Annotated in this window: 20 protein-coding genes; 11 read left to right on the top strand and 9 right to left on the bottom strand. The window is 40.4% G+C overall.

Features of this window, described 5'->3' with window-relative positions; translation table 11 throughout:
• Nucleotides 1–126: 126 nt before the first annotated feature.
• The 3 genes from AC5WOE_RS14520 to AC5WOE_RS14510 all read left to right on the top strand — a co-directional run bounded on the left by AC5WOE_RS14520 (nt 127) and on the right by AC5WOE_RS14510 (nt 1,930).
• Nucleotides 127–573 (top strand): MarR family winged helix-turn-helix transcriptional regulator, encoded by a 447-nt coding sequence (locus AC5WOE_RS14520; protein WP_496050869.1) that lies wholly within the window; start codon nt 127–129, stop codon nt 571–573.
• A 19-nt stretch (nt 574–592) separates the two neighbouring features.
• Nucleotides 593–1,015: an organic hydroperoxide resistance protein gene (locus AC5WOE_RS14515; RefSeq protein ID WP_496050870.1), complete on the top strand. Its 423-nt coding sequence runs from the start codon at nt 593–595 to the stop codon at nt 1,013–1,015.
• Between the two features lie 156 nt (nt 1,016–1,171).
• Complete coding sequence (locus AC5WOE_RS14510) at nt 1,172–1,930, top strand: pirin family protein (RefSeq protein WP_496052872.1); 759 nt, start codon at nt 1,172–1,174, stop codon at nt 1,928–1,930.
• A gap of 129 nt (nt 1,931–2,059) precedes the next feature.
• Here the strand turns inward: AC5WOE_RS14510 and AC5WOE_RS14505 are convergent, their stop codons facing one another.
• The 5 genes from AC5WOE_RS14505 to AC5WOE_RS14485 form a co-directional block, all read right to left on the bottom strand.
• On the bottom strand, nt 2,060–2,194 hold the full coding sequence (locus AC5WOE_RS14505) for a hypothetical protein (RefSeq protein WP_496052871.1): 135 nt from the start codon (nt 2,192–2,194) through the stop codon (nt 2,060–2,062).
• Nucleotides 2,195–2,295: 101 nt separating this feature from the next.
• Nucleotides 2,296–2,913, bottom strand: coding sequence for a YcnI family copper-binding membrane protein (locus tag AC5WOE_RS14500; protein WP_496052870.1), 618 nt, complete (start codon nt 2,911–2,913; stop codon nt 2,296–2,298).
• A 20-nt stretch (nt 2,914–2,933) separates the two neighbouring features.
• The gene (locus AC5WOE_RS14495) at nt 2,934–4,184 is read right to left on the bottom strand and encodes a copper resistance CopC/CopD family protein (RefSeq protein WP_496052869.1); all 1,251 of its coding nucleotides are present in this window, start codon (nt 4,182–4,184) and stop codon (nt 2,934–2,936) included.
• A 135-nt stretch (nt 4,185–4,319) separates the two neighbouring features.
• Nucleotides 4,320–5,126 carry an alpha/beta fold hydrolase gene (locus tag AC5WOE_RS14490; protein WP_496050930.1) on the bottom strand — a complete coding sequence of 269 codons (807 nt, stop codon included), beginning with the start codon at nt 5,124–5,126 and terminating at the stop codon, nt 4,320–4,322.
• Between the two features lie 119 nt (nt 5,127–5,245).
• Nucleotides 5,246–5,617 (bottom strand): YndA family protein, encoded by a 372-nt coding sequence (locus AC5WOE_RS14485; RefSeq protein ID WP_496050875.1) that lies wholly within the window; start codon nt 5,615–5,617, stop codon nt 5,246–5,248.
• A 154-nt stretch (nt 5,618–5,771) separates the two neighbouring features.
• Here AC5WOE_RS14485 and AC5WOE_RS14480 point away from each other — a divergent pair, with 154 nt between their 5' ends.
• The gene (locus AC5WOE_RS14480; RefSeq protein ID WP_496050876.1) at nt 5,772–5,960 is read left to right on the top strand and encodes a hypothetical protein; all 189 of its coding nucleotides are present in this window, start codon (nt 5,772–5,774) and stop codon (nt 5,958–5,960) included.
• Here AC5WOE_RS14480 and AC5WOE_RS14475 read toward each other — a convergent pair.
• On the bottom strand, nt 5,957–6,082 hold the full coding sequence (locus AC5WOE_RS14475; RefSeq protein ID WP_496050877.1) for a hypothetical protein: 126 nt from the start codon (nt 6,080–6,082) through the stop codon (nt 5,957–5,959). The two genes, AC5WOE_RS14480 and AC5WOE_RS14475, sit on opposite strands and share 4 nt — an antisense overlap.
• Before the next feature lie 473 nt (nt 6,083–6,555).
• Between AC5WOE_RS14475 and AC5WOE_RS14470 the strand changes: the two genes are divergently transcribed.
• Both AC5WOE_RS14470 and AC5WOE_RS14465 read left to right on the top strand, forming a co-directional pair.
• Nucleotides 6,556–7,392 carry an EamA family transporter gene (locus AC5WOE_RS14470; protein WP_496052868.1) on the top strand — a complete coding sequence of 279 codons (837 nt, stop codon included), beginning with the start codon at nt 6,556–6,558 and terminating at the stop codon, nt 7,390–7,392.
• A 116-nt stretch (nt 7,393–7,508) separates the two neighbouring features.
• Nucleotides 7,509–8,108 carry a DUF4241 domain-containing protein gene (locus tag AC5WOE_RS14465; protein ID WP_496050879.1) on the top strand — a complete coding sequence of 200 codons (600 nt, stop codon included), beginning with the start codon at nt 7,509–7,511 and terminating at the stop codon, nt 8,106–8,108.
• A 19-nt stretch (nt 8,109–8,127) separates the two neighbouring features.
• On the opposite strand, the gene AC5WOE_RS14460 is transcribed toward AC5WOE_RS14465, so the two are convergent.
• Nucleotides 8,128–9,480 carry a protein kinase domain-containing protein gene (locus AC5WOE_RS14460; RefSeq protein WP_496050880.1) on the bottom strand — a complete coding sequence of 451 codons (1,353 nt, stop codon included), beginning with the start codon at nt 9,478–9,480 and terminating at the stop codon, nt 8,128–8,130.
• Nucleotides 9,481–9,800: 320 nt separating this feature from the next.
• Here AC5WOE_RS14460 and AC5WOE_RS14455 point away from each other — a divergent pair, with 320 nt between their 5' ends.
• Both AC5WOE_RS14455 and AC5WOE_RS14450 read left to right on the top strand, forming a co-directional pair.
• Entirely contained in the window at nt 9,801–14,129 is a 4,329-nt protein-coding gene (locus AC5WOE_RS14455; protein WP_496050881.1) for a PolC-type DNA polymerase III, read from the top strand.
• Between the two features lie 56 nt (nt 14,130–14,185).
• Nucleotides 14,186–14,602 (top strand): hypothetical protein, encoded by a 417-nt coding sequence (locus tag AC5WOE_RS14450; protein WP_496050882.1) that lies wholly within the window; start codon nt 14,186–14,188, stop codon nt 14,600–14,602.
• A gap of 431 nt (nt 14,603–15,033) precedes the next feature.
• On the opposite strand, the gene AC5WOE_RS14445 is transcribed toward AC5WOE_RS14450, so the two are convergent.
• Together AC5WOE_RS14445 and AC5WOE_RS14440 are read right to left on the bottom strand one after the other, a co-directional pair.
• Nucleotides 15,034–15,657, bottom strand: a complete 624-nt coding sequence (locus AC5WOE_RS14445; protein WP_496050883.1) for a flavin reductase family protein — start codon at nt 15,655–15,657, stop codon at nt 15,034–15,036.
• A gap of 173 nt (nt 15,658–15,830) precedes the next feature.
• A complete protein-coding gene (locus AC5WOE_RS14440) occupies nt 15,831–16,010 on the bottom strand; it encodes a hypothetical protein (protein WP_496050884.1) in 180 nt (59 codons plus the stop codon).
• Nucleotides 16,011–16,262: 252 nt separating this feature from the next.
• On the opposite strand from AC5WOE_RS14440, the gene AC5WOE_RS14435 reads away from it, so the two are divergent.
• From AC5WOE_RS14435 to AC5WOE_RS14425, 3 genes are all read left to right on the top strand, one after another.
• The gene (locus AC5WOE_RS14435; RefSeq protein ID WP_496052867.1) at nt 16,263–17,561 is read left to right on the top strand and encodes a phytoene desaturase family protein; all 1,299 of its coding nucleotides are present in this window, start codon (nt 16,263–16,265) and stop codon (nt 17,559–17,561) included.
• A gap of 39 nt (nt 17,562–17,600) precedes the next feature.
• Nucleotides 17,601–18,476, top strand: a complete 876-nt coding sequence (locus AC5WOE_RS14430; RefSeq protein ID WP_496050931.1) for an RNA polymerase sigma-70 factor — start codon at nt 17,601–17,603, stop codon at nt 18,474–18,476.
• Between the two features lie 238 nt (nt 18,477–18,714).
• Complete coding sequence (locus AC5WOE_RS14425; RefSeq protein WP_496052866.1) at nt 18,715–19,221, top strand: SRPBCC family protein; 507 nt, start codon at nt 18,715–18,717, stop codon at nt 19,219–19,221.
• Nucleotides 19,222–19,420: the final 199 nt, after the last annotated feature.

Below are 19,420 nucleotides of genomic sequence, written 5' to 3'. Positions count from 1 at the left end.
TGACAAGAAGAATAGAACATGATATTTTAATTGTGCACAATCAAATTGCTTAAAATTGAATTTGAAGAAGGTGGCTGTTTTGCTGGTAGAAAGAAACTACGAAGCAGTTTCTGGAGGATAGGAAGAATGAACAAAGAAGATATGCTGCGGCTTGATTCACAACTTTGTTTTTCGATATATGCTTGCTCTCGGGAAGTTATCGGGCTCTACCGCCCTTTGTTGGATGCTTTAGAGATAACGTATCCCCAGTACTTGGTGCTGCTTGTATTATGGGAGCAAAAACAAGCAACTGTTAAAGAACTTGGAAAGAAACTTTACTTAGATTCTGGTACTCTTACCCCGATGTTAAAGCGAATGGAAGCAAATGGGTTAGTGAAACGCTTTCGATCGAAGGAAGATGAACGAACGGTTTTAGTAAGTTTGACGGAAAAAGGGGAAGCTTTAAAGGAGAGAGCTTATTGCATACCTGAGGAATTGCTCGAAAAAAGTGGATGGACAGCAGAAGAAATCATGGAGATGCTCAGCCGCTTACAAGCATTACTTGGGCAATTGCATGGGTTAAAAGATAAATAAATGAAAAGAGGTAAACAATATGGAATCTCTATACACAGCGCATGTGACTGCTGAAGGCGGTCGTAATGGTCGAGTAGTATCAAGTGATGGTGTGATTGATTTGGAAGTGAAAATGCCTAAGTCTTTAGGCGGACCGGGTGGAGAAGCAACAAACCCTGAGCAGTTATTTGCAGCTGGTTATTCTGCTTGCTTTGATAGCGCACTTAACCTTGTGATACGAAAAAAACGTTTAAAAGAAGTAGAGAGTACAAAAGTCACAGCTAACGTTTCAATTGGCAAAGATACAGATGGTGGATTTGGACTTGCTGTTCAGCTGGATGTACAAATTGTTGGAGTAGATAAAGAGACAGCACAAGAGTTGTTAGAAGCAGCACATCAGGTATGTCCTTATTCCAAAGCCACTCGTGGCAATATTGATGTTGTGTTGAATGTAGTAGAATAAACCATAAACAAAACAGGCTATAGATCAAACGAGATCTATAGCCTGTTTTTTCTAGATGAAACAAGTAACTTCACAAAAGTAAGTGAATGTTATATACTAAATTAAAGTAAGTGATTGAACTAATAAAATTTTTTATAAAAATGATGAGGTGTCATGATGGGTATAAGCGTTTATCAACCATCTCAACAAGCTGTTGGCAGTTTTGATGGCGGTAAAATTACAGAACAAAAACCCATTGGTTTTTCAGGGGAAAGATCAGGAGTTAAACGAATTGGCCCTTTGTTTTATTGGGCATGGGCTCATGCAGAGCAAGAAGGCTATATTCCGTTACATCCCCACCAAGCATTTGAGATTATCACCTATGTGATACATGGTCAGGCAGAACATGGGGATACGTTGGGCACGAAAAGTGTTGTTGGCGCTGGTGGATTACAAGTGATGCAGACAGGATCAGGAGTGTCTCATGAAGAAAGATTCATCGGACCTAATATGGAAGCATTTCAAATATGGTTTGAACCTTTTATTCAAGAAGCAATGAAAAGGAAACCAACTTATCATCAATTTGAAACAACAGAGTTTCCTGTTGTGGAGCAAGATGGTGTGCAGATTAAAAATATTATTGGCAGCGGTTCCCCTGTTTTTTTGACTACTGATGTACAGATGTGGGATGTACAATTAGCTGGCAACAGTACTTATGAACATCTTCTTCCGGCAGGATATGTCTTAGCGGCATTAGCCCTGCGAGGAACGGGTAGTTGGAAAGAGGATGACTGGACTTCTTTTCAAGAGAGAGATTTTATTGTTTTGGAAGCAGATGAGCAACACATATATCAACTGAAATCAGATTCCGAGTTACGAATGTTACTCATTCAAGTACCCAGTAAAACAGATTATAAACTGTATCCAAAATGGTAAGATGTTTGTATGTAAGTAGTGTGGAGACTTAGCATTACTAAATGCGATTTTCCTTATATCAATAAAATGAGCGACCGACCGAATCTATCCGAGATGATTCAGGTCGGTCGCTTCTGTTTGCGGACGCAGTTAATCCGTGGGTTCACCAGCGGCTAGCCGTTTGACTTTTGCCAGTTCCTCTTCAACATCAGAATCCCCTTCCAGAGATTCAATGAGGTCTTTGTCCAGCTCCTTCAGAGTTTCCTTGAGTTGCTCATCATCCATAACTGCTCCCAAACAGAAGGAAGAGTGATGCTTATGCTTACACTTATCATTGTATCTGCTCGGTAATATGAATCCAAGTACGAAAAATTTTCCTTAATAAGTTATTCTCCTGTTCTCTTTCGGAACAGATTGATGATGGAAAGCAAGAGTGCTAGTGCAGCAAGGACGATGGCTATCCATTGATAGGAAGATGAAGACTTGTCGGTTGCTGGAGGATTCATATTCATCGTATGATCCATTGCATTCATTTCCACTTTAGGACTAATGGTGGTGACAGATGCAGGTGATTCACTCTCAGGAGCACCAGTCCAGTCAACTACAGTGCCATCTGCATACGTTTGATGAGCTTTCCATGAGACAGATGTTGCTTGTTTTGGGTTTGCTCCGATAAACGGAAACTCAAAAAATTCATGGGCTTTGATCCCATCACCTGTAGCCGTCCAGATGATACCGGTATTGCGGCCATCGGAACCTTTGACAAATTGATAGTTCCAACCGGGAACAGGTTCTACGGTTTCTACCTGCACGTCTTTTGGAAATTCTAATTGTACTTTCGTCGTGCTGCTGTCTTTTTCAGATGGTACACGTACGGTGTATTTTTCATAAGCTCCAACCGTTGATTCTTTAGGCCAAACGGTAACATGTGCATCGACGATGCTTGTAAATCCAAAAAAGGTAAATAAAACGAATAACGTCATAGGGATATGATATTTTTTCAATGAAATAAACTCCTTTTTCATTAGATGGGATAAGCGATTTGACTCATCCAGACACCAAGTAATAATGCGATGAAACCAAGTATGATTTCTGTTCGCAGGGAATCACGCTCAAGCAGCATAGTGGATTTCCAATGACGATTTTGCAGTCCTGCATATAAGAGCATTCCGATGACAAGTAATATTTTTATGATCAGAAAACGACTCCAAAATGTCTGGAATGTCCAAACAAGAGACCAATCGGTTTGAACCGTAACAAGTAATAGGCCGCTTGAAATCAATAAACTAGCAGCTATCAATGCTGTTCGAGAGAAAAAAGGTTGAAACTTTCGCAGCGTTTCCCCGATTTTTGTTTGATAGTGGATGCAAACCCATAGTAAATAAGCGAGCCCTCCGAGCCATAGTGCTCCAGACCAAATATGAAGAAGTCTAGCGATCAAGGCTAAACCGACCGATTGGCTAGACCAAGCATGCCCGCTAAAAGCAAAAGTTGCTGTAATCAATACCCATAGGGTCAGATACCAGCCTTTGACCATGTTTGGAAGGCACAGCAAGATATAAAGAAATGCCTGAAGCAGTAAGACGATTGCAAATGGAACAAGCACAAGGGAAGCAAACTGCCCTTGCCATAACCATTTGTTTAACAAGTTTTGAGGCAGTTCCGATGCATACAAAAACCAGATAGTGATTTGAAACCCAAACCAAAGAAGAGCCGAAGTCCATTTGACAAGACGGTTGGATTTTCCTGTCCAGACGGGTAACTGATATTTTTTCGCAAAAAAAGAAACCCAGACAAATCCTGCACCGATCAGCAGCCATCCTTCATTAAGGAAACGGAGCAGAATGAGCAGTGATGTCGAGATGGGATGTGAAGTTTCATTTCCCCCTGCTGTTGTGGCTGCTTTCTCTCCAAAAGCAAAAGAATAGCTTCCATTCACTGGATGACCATCTTCAGAAACTACTGACCAGTTGACGGTATACGTACCTTTACTAATACTTGGGAGGGACGCGATTACTCGGGATGGATCAGTTGGGGCAAGTTTTAGCGATATGGGAAGGGACTGTCCCCTTGGATTTTTCACAGTAATACTCAGCACATCCGGTGTTATTTGTTCGCTGAAATGTAACTGAATCTCTTTGGGAGCTAGTTTTACTGTTTCTCCTTGTTTGGGACTGCTATCGAGTAAATATGCATGTGCAAATACACGGCTAGGTATAAGGCATCCAAGGAAACAAATAAATAAGGATAATAGAAAAGCTGATTTTTTTGGCATGAAAAGACCACCTAAATGTAAAAACTTGTCTTCTCTATTATAGAAGATCATCTTATTTTTGATATGACTCAAAAGGACTATCCTTTCACAAAAAAATACGAACCTATTTTATAAAAGGTTCGTATTTGCAGGCTCTTATTCGGATAAAATTTGATGTAATTTTTGAGCAAAAGCTTGAGGCTGAAAGACATAACCGATGTGATCACCAGGAAATTCAGTAACTTGCTTTTGTAATAGCCCGGCAAGCAATACGGAACTTGTAAATGGGAAGTAATCTTTTGAGCTTTCTCCACCAGCAGGTAATACCGACAGAGCGTTGTTTTCTTCGATGGATGATAAAAGATTTTTATTAAATTGGTATTCCACAACACCCGGTGCTTCTTTGGTAATAAAATAAACCACATTCTTGTCTGATTCTCTTTCTGGAGGGGCTTGATCACCGTGATGCATACCTAGCACTTGTCCAAACCGATTCATTGCATAAAATGCGCCTTTTTGTTGGAGATCGATTTGCAAATCAATGATTAAGTTTCTTGCAAATTCTCCTTCTTTGCCAGAGAGAAGTTGAAACAAAGGTGGCTCATGGGCTATAAGGGTTTTTATTTGCTCAGGGTGATGAAGAGCTAGATCGAGTCCAATCACGGCTCCAGAACTACTTCCAAATATATAGGCAGGTTCATCAGTGATATGGGACAAGAGTAAATGAGCATCATTGCTGTGTGTGGAGATATGAAAGGATTCTGATGGGTCTATTAAGCTACTGCGAGAATGTCCTCTGCGGTCATAAGTTACAACAGTATACCAATTGGCGAGTTGATCAACGATAAAATGAAATACATTTGTGTCTCCTCCTCCACCATGAATCAAAAGGAGAATAGGGCCAGAACCTCTGACTTCGTAGTACAAGTTAGCTCCAGGAACAGGTAAAATATTTGTTTTCATACTCAATTTTTGCTTCCTTTCTCTTAGGGAGTGGATATTATTATGTTTATTTTAGGTTTTGAGTATGAACACAAAATGAATTAGTAACACTGTCGAGAGCTTTTTTCTATAAACTACACTCAATCATAATATTTTACCCAAGTACTTTCGTAGCCGGTGACATAAAATTCTGCTCGCTCATTGTCCCCGTCGACATATTTGGAAATACCGCGCCAAATGGAACACCAGCCGCCATAAGTAGGATTCCATAGAGGATACTGAGAACCGACATAATCATCAGCATTGTCCGGATCATATTCCCACAATTTAATGGTTTCACGGTGGGAGGTACAAGCCATAAAGTCTCCGCCTGTAGAGTATACATACGTATGCATATCATACTTACCTAGATAATCCCATGTTCCAGCATGTATCACTCCAGATGGAAGAACAGAAGCACAAGCTAAAGTGAGAAATAGCACAAATAAATGACTGAACCTTTTTCGTTTCACGGCGATTCCCCCTATTTCGCTAATTGAATTTTAGTATAAATCAATATATCAGAAGTATAAATGCATAAAATTTAGGAATGTAATGAGATAAGCTAATGACAGCCTACTTTGAAAAGATTGTTAACACTGAACCTATCTCCTAAGAGGGTACTGTGTGAATGGTATGAGCGTACGAAAAAAGACTAGTATTCCTACCAGCCCTTTTCCTCTCTTATATAAAACACATAAAGTGTTTGCTTTTGCTCGCCCGCACTCTCATCATTACCAAATCAATGTATTGATGAGAGTGCGGACTTGTGCTAGGATGATCGTCCATCCTAATCTACCGATCCCTTCGGACTAGCGGTCACGACCGCCGTGGTTGCAGCCCGCGCCCTGTCCCTGCGGCTTTCCGCAGGAGCAGACGTTGTGCTCTGCCACGATGACGATGACCTTGATGACCTTGACGAAAGTGGTGTTCGCCATGAGTTCCTCCTAAGAGGTCCAAACTATGAGCCTCAGCTCCTAAGTTTCCGGGTAACTCCACGGTTGTGAAGTCATCTTTATTATAGACCAACCACCAAAATTATGCTACCCCTTTTTCGTAAATTTTCAAAAAAACTGCCGATTGGATATTTTCTTTTTATGATGATTTCATTCTTTACATAAAAGATATCGCTTTCAAAATAAGGAGATTTTTTGCTTTACCGTACTAACAAGCCAGAGAATTATTGATTTTTTGTAAAGATGCGAGTTTAAAATTTAAAAAATAAATAATAATCTTAATAAAAAATCAATAAAGGTGTTTTATTATTTTTAATAAAAATTTATGAATTTTATACAGCTTAGATGAGGAAAAGGTGCTTTTTTTTGCAATTCTCCACAATTATAATGAAATAACATGGATTTATTTTTTTGTCAAGAAAAAAAGTATTAATGTAAGGGAAAGGATTGGTCATTTGACTGGATATATTTTGTCCTTATTGTTGATTTCGGCATTGGGTCATGCAGGATGGAATGCTATCTCGAAGCAAGTAACAGAAAAAGATACATTTTTCACTATTATCGTAGGTCTCGCTGTTTTTCTTTACTTGCCACTAGCCATTTATCTCTTGTTACAACAACCCATCCCACCAGCAGCATATCTCTATATGGCAGGCAGCATTGTTTGTGAGCTCATCTATTTTTGGGGTTTGGCTCATGCTTATCGACAATTGCCATTTAGTTATGCTTATCCGATCGTTCGAGGATTAGGGCCGTTGGTGTCTACTTTTTTATCCTTTTTTCTCGGAGTAACTCTTACATGGATTGGTTTTGGCGGCATTCTCCTCGTTGTCGCGGGTATTTTATTGATGCAGTTTAGCGGAAAGTTTACTTTGCAAACGGGAGCAGGCTGGGCTTTTCTCGCTGGCGCGATCAATGGAGGTGCGATCACATTTGACAGCATGGGTGCTGCTATGATGTCTGGTGTGTTATTCAAATACATTGTATTTATTGGCATCTGGCTAGGGAAAATGATGATGGATCGTATTTCATTGCGTGAATATAAACGGGTTTTTCTTTTAAATAAGGGCAAAGCGGTGGTTGGCGCATTGCTGACTTTCGGAGCAAATGCCTCTACGCAATATGCCTTGCAATCTACTCCAGTAGGTTATGTCTCTGCTACCAGAGAGCTGAGCATTGCTTTTGGGACGTTGATTGGCTGGTTATTTTTTAAAGAAGAATTGAAGAAAAACCACTATATTGGCATTGGGATTTTGATCGTGGGGATTCTTTTGATCAAGTTGGGTGGATAGGTTTGTTCGATGTTATGCTTTAGAGTCTTTCTTATCTGTTAACTTAATGAAACATGATTGAAATTTAGTAACATTTTCAATATGTTATGATAAGGAAAAAATTTTGGAGGGGTTTCATGAGACAATTATCCATACAGATTGACAACATGGAAAATCTTACACACGACAACTGGAAAAAGCTAGGCACTATATTGCTCCCTACCGGACGCATTGTAGCTTGTGATCCATACATATATCCTTTAGGTCCTGAATACGAGCCATTTGTACAAGTTGTTCCTCAAGGCAGATACCCTGTGTATATGAATCGCATCTCTTCTGAAGATGAAAATAATGGTCGTGTTGCTCATGCCATGTTGCGTTTTGGTGATGGGAACGTAGCTCATTGGGAGCTAGCCACTACCAAAGGGCAAGATATCAGAGAGCTAAAAGAAAACGAGATATTTGGTTATGCAGTAGACGCTGGAGTAGGTTGTTTTATGGATTTAGAAACAGCAAATCTACTGCGGTTCCGTCGTGATGAAGTAGAAGATGGCGGGGATTGGATGAAGTTAATCAGTAAGGATGATATGACTTGGGGAGAGAGAATGCTCAATCAAGTGGGCTACAATGTATTTAGTTTTCAGGCTGGCAATGGGCACGGTATTTATCCTACTTACTGGGGATATGACGAAGACGGCGACCCTGTCTGTTTAGTCACGGAGTTTATAAAAACATAAGAAAAAGAGTGGTTCTATTTTAAGAACCACTCTTTTTTATGTCTTTCGAGTCCATTTCTGTGATATAGGCATCTTGTATATTTTTTATATCTGTTTGTTTCAGTTCATCCAACTGGACTTGTGCTTCGTTTTTATCGGAATAAGTACCTAAATAAACACTGTAATATTTAGTTCCATTTACTATTTTCGGAGTAATCATTGCGTCGAATTGTTGATTATCTAATTTTTTTACCAACTTTTCTGCGTTGGTACGATGCTGAAATAGTCCAACTACTACAATATAAGATGATTGCGATGGTGGTGATTGTTCCGTCTTTGGCGGTTTGGTCTCATCTGCGTTTGGTTCCCCTGGCGACCAGAAAAAGTAACCTAAACCGACAATGATTAAAATACATAAACCGATAATGGTATATTTCCGACGATTGCTCTTTGGAGGATATTCCGGGTTTTTGTCCGTCCATCCTGCTTGATTGTCGTTTGTCCAAGCGACCTCTTGGTCCCCAGTAGGCTGGTAATGTACTTCGGTACGAAGGGGAATTTCGGGTTCTGGGTTATTGGAAAATGATTGAAGTAATGCTGTTTTAAATTCTTCGGATGACTGATAGCGTTCTTCCGGTTTTTTGGCTAATACACGGTTTAATACTTGAGTGAAACTTTCTGGCAAGTCTTCTTGCACCAATCTTGGATCAGGTACTTCATCATGAAGATGCATCATCGCAACTAAAATATGTTCTTTAGCATCAAATGGAACAGAGCCAGTTAACATTTCAAATAGTACTACGCCTAGCGAATAGAGATCAGAAGGGTAGGAGATGTTGAGTCCGCTAGCTTGTTCTGGTGAAAAATAATGGACAGACCCCATTACCGTTCCAGTTTTGGTCAGATGTGTAGCTGCGTCCACTAAACGGGCAATTCCAAAGTCAGTCAACTTGTATCTTCCATCTGGAGTACACAATATATTTTGCGGTTTGATGTCACGATGAATGATGCCTTGTTTGTGTGCGTGTGCTAAACCATCACAGATTTGAGCACTAATTTCCGCTGCTTCTCTTGCGGAAAGAAAACCTTTTTCTATAATATATTCTTTCAGTGTGATGCCCTCTACAAACTCCATTACCATGTAGTAGATGCCATTTTCTTCTCCAGCATCGTACACATTTACAATGTTAGGGTGGGATAACCTCCCGGTTGCTTGGGCTTCTAGAATAAACCTTTTCACAAATTCATCGTCTTGCCCCAGTTGGGGGTCCATCACTTTTACTGCCACGATGCGATCTAAAACATTGTCTCTTCCTTGATAGACAGCTGCCATTCCGCCACCAGCGATATGTTCTAGTATTTCGTACCTGCCAGCGATAATCTTACCTAACATGGTATCCACCTTTGTCTATTATCATAAGGATTTAGTCCATTGCTTATTATATCAGGTATGCTGAGATTTGTGTTCGAATACGTGTCATAAGCGTGAATCTTTTGAGATCATAGGAAAACGTTGTATCTCCTCTATAATTATGAAGTCTATCACAGGATAACACTCCAAGAGAATATTAATTATTTTTAAAGGTTAAGTGACGTTTGAGTGAAGGTAACGGATGTATAATGTTAGACTGTTTTGCTAGGAATAAATCGAGGGACTTCTGAAGCAAAATCTGATAAACTAATTTCTACTATGAGAAAAAGGATGTGGGGGATTTGTCGAGAGGTTATGAAGCTCTCCAGAAATTATTCTCTGTCGCTGAAATCCCTTCTGAATGGTATCAAGCTTATTTTACACAATCATTCATAACAAACGTAAACGTTCAACTTCAAAAGAAATCTTGGATGATACATATCCATTTACCAGAGCTGGTACCTGTAGAGGTATGGGAAGGAGTTCAAGAGAAGATTCAGCGTTACTTGGCTCCGAGTATCGATGCCACGGTACAGTTCATATATGATCCGCTGGAAACTAAAGTAGTCATGGAAAAATACTGGCATTGGATAAAAAGACAAATAGCAGAAAAGTCTGCTGTCGCAGCGAGTGGATGGCTTGGAAAAGCAAAGTGGAAAATGGTTTCTGGCAGTTTAGAAGTTGCTTTTCCCAATGTGCTAATGGAGAAAATGGCGAGACAAAAAGAATTGGATTTTCTCGTCCAGGGATATTATCGAAGATTAACGGGGCAAGAGATACGGGTTATTTTGAAAACAGATGGACAAACGATGGATTCAACAGAACGAGAAGAAAAAAAGCAGAAAGAAGAACAAGTACTTCGCCGCGAGTTGTATCAGACTCAGATGCAAGAAGCAAAAGTAAAAGAAAGAATAGAAGAAAAAGAGACGGTTGATAGCAAAATTCAACTTGGAAATCAAATTCAAGATTCCCCTGTTCCCATTGATACGATTCAAGATGAAGAAAAGCGGATCACTGTAGCTGGAGAAGTATTTGGAATAGACTGGAAAGATTTAAAGAGTGGAAGGACATTGTTCACGTGTTATTTGACGGATTATTCCAATTCTATTTCCATGAAAATGTTTGTGAACAAAGAAGATATGCCAGTTTTAAGACGGATTAAAAATGGAGTTTGGCTGAAAGTTCGCGGTCCTGTTCAATACGACACTTTTTCTCGCGACTTGGTTTTAACTGCTAGAGACATAGTAGAAGTGCCAAAAGTGGAAGAATATCGGATGGATGAATCAGAGGAGAAGCGAGTAGAACTTCACTTTCATACCGCAATGTCAGCGATGGATGGATTATATGGCTTTGAAAAAGAAGGTTTCTCCCAGTTTTCCAAAGTATGCAAAAGGTTAAAAGAGTGGGGACATACCGCTTTAGCGATAACCGATCATGGCGTGATTCAAGCATTTCCAGAGGCATATGATGTTGGGAAAAGTCATGGTATAAAGATGCTTTTGGGGATGGAAGCCAACGTTGTCGATGATGGGGTCTCCATCGTGATGAATCCAGAAGAACGAAAGCTTGAAGATGATATTTATGTTGTGTTTGACGTGGAGACTACTGGTCTTTCTGTCAATCACGATGTGATGATTGAGTTAGCTGCGGTTAAGATGAAAGCAGGCAAAATCATCGATCGATATGAAACATTTATCAACCCGCACCGCCCTCTATCTGCTTTTACAACAGAACTGACAGGGATTACCGATGATATGGTGCAGGATGCTCCAGAATTACACGAAATTTTACCTGATTTTATTCAGTTTATCGAGGGCAGTGTTATTGTTGCGCACAATGCTCGATTTGATATGGGCTTTATTCAAGCAGCTTTTCAGAAGAATGGGCATCCGAGCGCTGCGAATCCGGTAATGGATACATTGGAAATGGCTCGTTTTCTCTTTCCTGACTTGAAAAACCATCGCTTAAATACATTAGCAAAAAAATTCGATGTAACCTTAGAACAGCATCACCGAGCGATCTATGATACAGAAGCTACTGGTTATGTTCATTGGAAACTAATCGAATTACTATTAAAACGAGATATCACTGAGTTAAATGAATTAAATGAAGCCAGCAAGAACAGAGATCTCAGCAGACTTCGTCCTTTTCATGCTATTATTTTTGCCAAAAATAAAACAGGACTTAAAAATTTATATGAACTCGTTTCTTTATCTCATATCGAACATTTTTACCGAGTACCAAGGATTCCAAAAAGCTTATTAGAAGAATATCGAGAAGGATTGATTATCGGTTCAGGATGTGAGAAAGGAGAATTGTATGAGACAGTTCTCAACAAGACACCAGAAGATGCAGAAGAAGTGGCTAAGTATTATGATTACCTAGAGATTCAACCGCTGGAAATCAATCAACATTTGGTGGAAAAGGGATTAGTGGATAGCATTGATCGGATTAAAGAAGCAAATAAGCTGATTGTCCGCATTGGGGAAAAGCTGGGTAAACCCGTTGTTGCAACAGGCAATGCGCATTACTTGGATGAAAAAGATGCCATTTATCGAGAGATTGTCTCCAGTAACCAGATGGGTGGTGCACGCTTTACAGGGACATTACCCCGAACACATCTGCGGACAACGGATGAGATGTTAGAGGAGTTTGCTTATCTCGGTTCCCAAAAGGCAAGGGAAGTAGTTATTACCAATACCCAATTGATTGCAGATCAGATCGAAGAAATCAATCCGTTCCCAGAAGGTACTTACACTCCAGAAATTGAGGGCGTAGAAGATGAGCTGCGAAATATTTGTTATGAAACCGCTCATGCATGGTATGGAAACCCATTGCCAGATATCGTAGCAGAACGCTTAGATACCGAATTGAACGGGATTATCAGTAATGGATATGCTGTTATTTATATGATCTCCAGTAAATTGGTTGTTAAATCGATCGAAGACGGATATCTGGTAGGATCGAGGGGTTCTGTGGGTTCTTCCTTTGTCGCTACCATGTCACGAGTTTCCGAGGTGAACCCTCTCCCGCCGCACTATCGTTGTCAAGACTGCTTTGTCACCGAGTTTGTCACTGATGGTTCAGTCGAGACGGGATTTGACTTACCTGATCGTGCTTGTCCAAAATGTGGAGCACAGATGAAAAAAGACGGTCACGATATCCCGTTTGCAACCTTCCTTGGGTTTGAAGGAGACAAAACACCTGATATTGACTTGAACTTTGCCAGCGATTATCAAGCGAGATGTCACTCTTATACAGAGGATCTACTAGGCAAAGAATGTATTTTCCGTGCAGGCTCTGTAGGTACCGTCAAAGAGAAGACAGCTTTTGGCTATGTGAAAAAGTATGCAGAAGAAAATAATCGTACGTTCCGTCAAGCAGAAATAGCGCGAATTGCCAATGGCTGTATCGGGGTAAAACGTACAACAGGTCAGCATCCTGGTGGATTGATGGTTGTACCGAAAACGATGGTTGTTGAAGATTTCACTCCGATCCAACGGCCAGCAAATAACATGAAGTCCACCGTGACGACAACACACTTTGATTACAATGCTATCGGCGGTAAAATTTTGAAGCTCGATTTGCTGGGACACACAGCACCAGCGATGCTCAGAATGCTAAAAGATATGACAGGTGTTGATCCTGTTACACTGCCTACCAATGATTCGAAAGTAATCGAATTGTTTAAAAGTACAGAGTCGTTAGGGATAAAGCCGGAAGATATCAGTGGTGTGTCGCTTGGAACCCTTGGAATACCAGAGTTTGGAACCGCATTTGCCCAAGGTATTTTGGAAATTGCCCGTCCGAGAACGATTGGGGAGTTTACCCGTGTATCTGGCTTATCCCATGGGACAGATGTTTGGGCTGGAAATGCGCGGGAGTTAATCCAAAATGGGGTTTGTACCCTGTCAGAAGCCATTTGTAACCGTGACGATATCATGCTGTACTTGATTCGCAGAGGATTGCCGAATAAAACGTCCTTTAAGATCATGGAAGCAGTTCGGAAAGGAAAAGGCCTCACGGAGGAGCAAACTGCTCTTATGCGTGAACATGATGTCCCAGAGTGGTATATCGAGTCCTGTAAAAAGATCAAGTATATGTTCCCAAGGGCACACGCAGCAGCGTATGTTATCTCTGCCATTTGGATTGCTTATTATAAGGTGTATCATCCAGAAGCTTTTTATGCTGCTTACTTTAGCAAAGCAATCAATAACTTTGATATCGAATTGATGGGGAAAGGCTATCAAGCGATCACCAATGCGATGAAAGAAATCAAAGAAAAAGGGTATGGAGTAACCCAAAAAGAGAAAAACTTTCTGACTAATTTGGAACTGGCTCAAGAAATGTATGCACGAGGAATTAAATTTCTTCCCATCGATATTCATCAGTCTCATTCCGATAAATTTTTAATCAGCGATGGCGGTTTACTTCCACCTTTTGCCTCGATTGCAGGAGTGGGAGAGAGTGCAGCAGATGGAATTGCCGAAGCTCAAGAAGCTGGTGAATTTTTATCGATTGAAGACTTACAACGACGTGGTCGTATTTCCAGTACCGTCGTTGAGAGCTTGCAGCGCATGGGCTGTTTGAAAGGTTTACCAGAAAGCAACCAGCTCAGTTTGTTTGCATAGAGTTGCAAATTTAGCACAAACTCTTAAGGAGAAAGAAATGGAGGTTGTGACATAATATGTACTATAGTTATAGACGTAGATCATCTGGCAGTTCTTTTTTGATATTCCTAGTCATTTCCGCAGTTATTATCTTGTTCATATCTCCGCGAGCACGCAGAAAAGTTGGAAACTGGTTAGGTTCCCTTTCCTCTTTACTGATGGGTGTCGGAAAAGAAGTAGGTCGTAAAGTTAACCAGGTGGGGATTAATATTACCGATAAGTTTCGTACGTATAAGCTTTCTGATCTAACAGGAGGCTTCATGCGGACATATACAGCTTCGAAAGGCAGCAAAGTGGATTCTAATGAGGAAGAAGAGGAAGATAAGATTTATTTCCATGATCTCACTTCACGTGAAAATCAGACAGATGAAGAAGATGAGTATCATGAAGATGATAAGGATGGAAAAGATGATACGAAGAAGTATCGTGAGTAAGTAATGGTTCAGATCTCTCCAGAGGGAGGGATCTTTTTTTGAAATGAAAAAAGCACCTAGTATTAGGTGCTTTTCTTTATGGATATATCGTTATTTGTTGAGTCCCACACGGTGTTGCTGTGCGGGATGTGTGCGCATAAAGTAATTGTGCACTGCTGGTTCAGCTTGGTGTTGCTGGTACTGCTTGTACTTCTCCACAGAAGTGCCGTCCCGTCAAGGACGACACGAAGCGCTCGTAAAGAGCGAAACATGATTCATCGACTTGCGGGTAATGCTCTGCTTACTTCTACGGAATGGTACTGCTGGTACTGCTAAACCAATGTATGGGAGACAACTGCTCTCTCCTTATTTAAATATATCAGACTATTCTATAGAGAACAATAACATTTTTATTTTGGGCAATGTCTTTAACACAAATGTAGGAGAGACATCTATTTGAGACGTTTCTCCAGTGCAAACGACTCTCCAAGTGATGCATAATTATTTCCTGCCAGTCGGCTGATAGGTTGGAGTTTTTCGGAGTAAATATACTTCTTTTCAGGATCATATACTTGTTCACTAAAATGATAACAAACAATCCGAACAAGCAGAAAATCTATCACAATTTCTCCATGATCGTTCTGAATTGGCAGATGTTGATGGAGTTTACATTCATAACGTATGCGTGCTTCTTTGATACCTGGTACGGAAACTCTGTCGCTTTGGATGGTAGTGAGACTTGTCAAAGTTAACTCACTTTGATCTGCTTTCAGTGGAGTACCAGTTTTATCTACATCACCTATGATTTGTTCATCACAAATATGAACGACAAGTTCCTTATTTTCAATGGCATTCCGGGCTGTATCTTTCATTTGACCTTGACTGCGTCCAATAGATATAGAAAGTAAGGGAGGATCAGAAGAGACGGCATTAAAGTAACTAAAAGGAGCTGCATTTACAACTCCATTGACAGTTGACAATGTGGTAACAAATGCGATAGGTCGAGGGATAACGGAACCACTCATTAATTTATAATTTTCGTTAATGGACAGGTCATCAGGATAAATTTTATACATATACACGCCTTCTTCTCTATTTGATATACGCTATTTCGCAGTGTACAAATATCGTTTTGATCGCTCTTTGAGCATCAATGGCATACATACAAACGAAACAGAGATGACACATAACACTTTCAGCTTATGCTAGTTAGCAGTTGAGTTTGTTTGATTAGACAATTTTCATATTTTTAAGGGATAGCGAAACTGGGTAGAAGTTGGGTCATGACACGTCTTAAAAAAGTAGCATGTGTTTTGAATTCTTGAGCAATTACAGAACTAGAACAAGCTCCGTCTGTTTCGGCAATTACGACTAATGCTTGCACAGCAATATGAAACCTTCCAGGAATAGTTAAAAAATGCGATTTCAAATGATCTACCTCCAAATTAAATTTAACCAAATAGAGTCTCGTTCTTCAAGCGTAAGAACCTATTCATTCAATAGATAGTTGTAAAAACTGAATAAGGACTTAAAAAACGAATTTTATCAAGTTCTTGAACCGATTATCGCTTTCATTCTCAAAGAAACAGATATTAGAAAAAAGTTATTAGAAAATGTCACAAATCCACACCCTTCCCCATCTTAGTTATGAAAGACAAAAAAGCGAAGGGAGGTCTCAATAATGAAACAGTTTGATGTGGCAGTCATCGGTGGAGGTATTGCAGGCTTGGTGGCTGCAATTGACTTAGCTCAGGCAGGGAAGTCTGTTGTCCTGTTGGAGAAGGCCAGCCAATTTGGTGGTCGGGCTATATCTGTCAAGCAAAACGGGGCTACCTTTGATCTAGGCGCTCATGCAATAATCAGGGGAGGGGCAGTAGATGAAATCTTTCAAGATTTAGGTATAAGAATGGAAGGGAGATCCCCCTCGGCTAATATATCGTTTCTCTGGAACAATCAAGTATCTCATATATTTCGATTTATTTTCTCTCAAAACTTGAGCTGGTTAGGCAAAATAGAGTTTTTTAAGTTCTATAATAAGTTGACAAAAATCGATGCCGATTCCGTGCCGGCTATCAGCCTGCGGAGTTGGCTGGAACATGAAATTCGCGACCCAATGACTCGTCATATTGCTTACGCCATGTTCCGGGTAAGTTCGTATTCACATGCTCCTGATCACCAATTAGCGGGTCCTGCCTTACGTTCGATAGCACGCACGACGAAAAAGAATAGTATTGTCTATGTGCAGGATGGCTGGCAAACTCTAATGGATCAACTTTACGAAAAGGCAGTTCGATCAGGCGTAGCCATGATGATAAGAAAAAACGTAACGGAAATCAAGCATGATGGAGCCGTTCGTAAAATAAGGTTTGCTGACGGTCAGGAGATGGACATCTCGCATGTGATTTCCTCCACCCCACCAGCAGTAACTTCTCGACTTTTAGGGGATGTGGGAAGTAAGTCGGTTTTACGTTGGAAAGAACAGGCTCGTGTCATTAAGGCGGCAAGCTTGACGCTTTCTTTGAAGCGGCTTTCCGCACCAACTCATTTTGCGGTTTTGGGTGTGGATGAACCCATATACTTCGTGAATCAATCGAAATTTATTCGACTAAGTGAAGATGACACTTCAGTGGTGAACATTGTTAAATATAATGGCGCTGGTGGAACAGATCCAAAGGCTGACGAACGATTTCTCGAACAGATGTTGGACGTGATCCAACCGGGCTGGCAGAAGGAAGTCGTCGCCAAACAGTACCTCCCCAATATGGTGGTAGCCTACGACTATATGCATTTAGGCAGGGAAGATCGATTTCCCGGTCCAGCCGTACCTGAAATTGCAGGGCTTTACGTCGCAGGAGAGTGGGCTACTCATGGAGAAAATTTGGCAGATGCTGCGGCGGCAAGCGGAAGACGTGCGGCACAGTGCGTGTTAAAAGATATGGAGATAGACCGTAAAGGTGATCGGGAAACTATTGTAGTCTGAATAAAAGGAAGAAAGCAGGTGGCTAACATCTTGGAAAACATAAAAACAGAACAATTCTATATTGAATACAAACCACTATTATTCTCTCTTGCTTACCGTATGCTTGGAAGTGTCACAGATGCGGAAGATATAGTCCAGGAAGCCTTTTTAACCTTATATAAATCTGGTTCTGATCACATTCGAAATATGAAAGCATACCTGTGCAAAATCGTAACGAACGCTTGTCTCGGTCTGCTTCGTTCTACGAGCAAACAACGGGAAAACTACATTGGGACATGGCTGCCTGAACCACTCGTGACTACAGCGAGTGAGGAAACAGATCCGATGCAATCTTATTTACAGAAGGAATCGGTATCCACCGCTTACTTGCTGTTGTTGCAGCAATTATCTTACGTGGAGCGGGCTGTATTCTTGCTGCGTGAGGTGATGCAGTATGATTATAAAGAAATTGCTGACATCGTTGGCAAGAGCAGTGCGAACTGCCGGCAAATCTTTCATCGAGCGAAACGCAGTCTTCATCTAAAAGATGGTCCGGATCATTTGGATCGCTTCGATCAAGAGCAAACCACCAACTTGGTGGAGCAATTTATGAATGCTCTTGCTTCCGGTGACGCGGCCCAAATCTTGAAACTCCTATCGGCTGATGCAGTACTCGTCACAGATGGGGGAGGAAAAGTAAGAGCACAACTGCAACCCCTTCATGGGCATATACCAATTTCCCATTTGACATCGAATTTTTTGAAAAAATTGCCTGGAAACGTAACTTATCGTCTCACCATGGTAAATGGCCTGCCTGGAATCGTCGTATATTTGGATGGGAAAACGTTGACTGTCCTTTCGTTTCAGATTCAAGATGGCCACATCGCTAATCTTTACTTCGTTATAAATCCAGATAAATTGACACATGTGTTTTAAGATGAATGAATTCATATATTTAATAGGTTATTTAAACCCGCTTATATTAACTATTCTATGTTCTATATAGATTTTTATAGAAAAAAAGTTATTAAAAAATGTCACAAAACTACATCCTTCTTCATCTTAGTTTATGAAAGACAAAAAAGCGAAGGAAGGTCGGAATGAGGAAGAGCAACACTCGATCGTCTGAAAGCGCATTTGAAAAATAACAATATAAATTTTAGGGGGAACCATCATGTCCAAAAAAGTAGAATTCATTATTACGCGTACCGTTAATGCACCTAGTGAGCTTGTATTTCAAATTTTTACGAAGCCTGAGCATCTGAAAAATTGGTGGGGGAATAAAGGGTTTGAGATGAATGTCGCCAAGTTAGATCATCTTCGTCCTGGAGGTCGTTTTCATTTCTGCCAAAAATCTCCTGATGGCAAAGAAATGTGGGGAAAGTTTGTTTATCGTGAGGTGGACGAGCCAGAAAATCTTGTGTTCATCAATTCTTTTTCTGATGAAGAAGGTAATACGATCCGTGCGCCATTTCCCAACTATCCATTAGAAATCCTCAATACCTTGTCGTTTACTGAACAGGAAAGTAAGACTACCATCACCATGCGTGTGGGTCCTTGGTCCTCTGCTACAGAAAAGGAGCTCAAAACCTTTGAGGGTGGAATGGAGTCAGCTCAACAAGCATTTGCTGTACTCTTTGATCAGCTTGAAAATTACTTAGCAAGTGTGGTTTCGATTTAAAACAAACAGACCAACATCAATACAAAAACAGTTGGTGTTGGTCGTTTATTCTACTGGAAAAAAGAGTTTAGAATATAAGTTTATGTTTTCGTTTTAGTGTATCTGCATATTTATGTTGAGACTTGAAGAGAAAGGTTACAATTTCCAAATATAATAAGAAATTATATACGATATAGTTTGAGCTTTCGAAATCTGGCAG

The organism is Shimazuella sp. NTD248 (assembly GCF_059510395.1).
The sequence above is the reverse complement of the archived record's forward strand: the minus strand, read 5'-3'. Positions and strand labels throughout refer to the sequence as shown.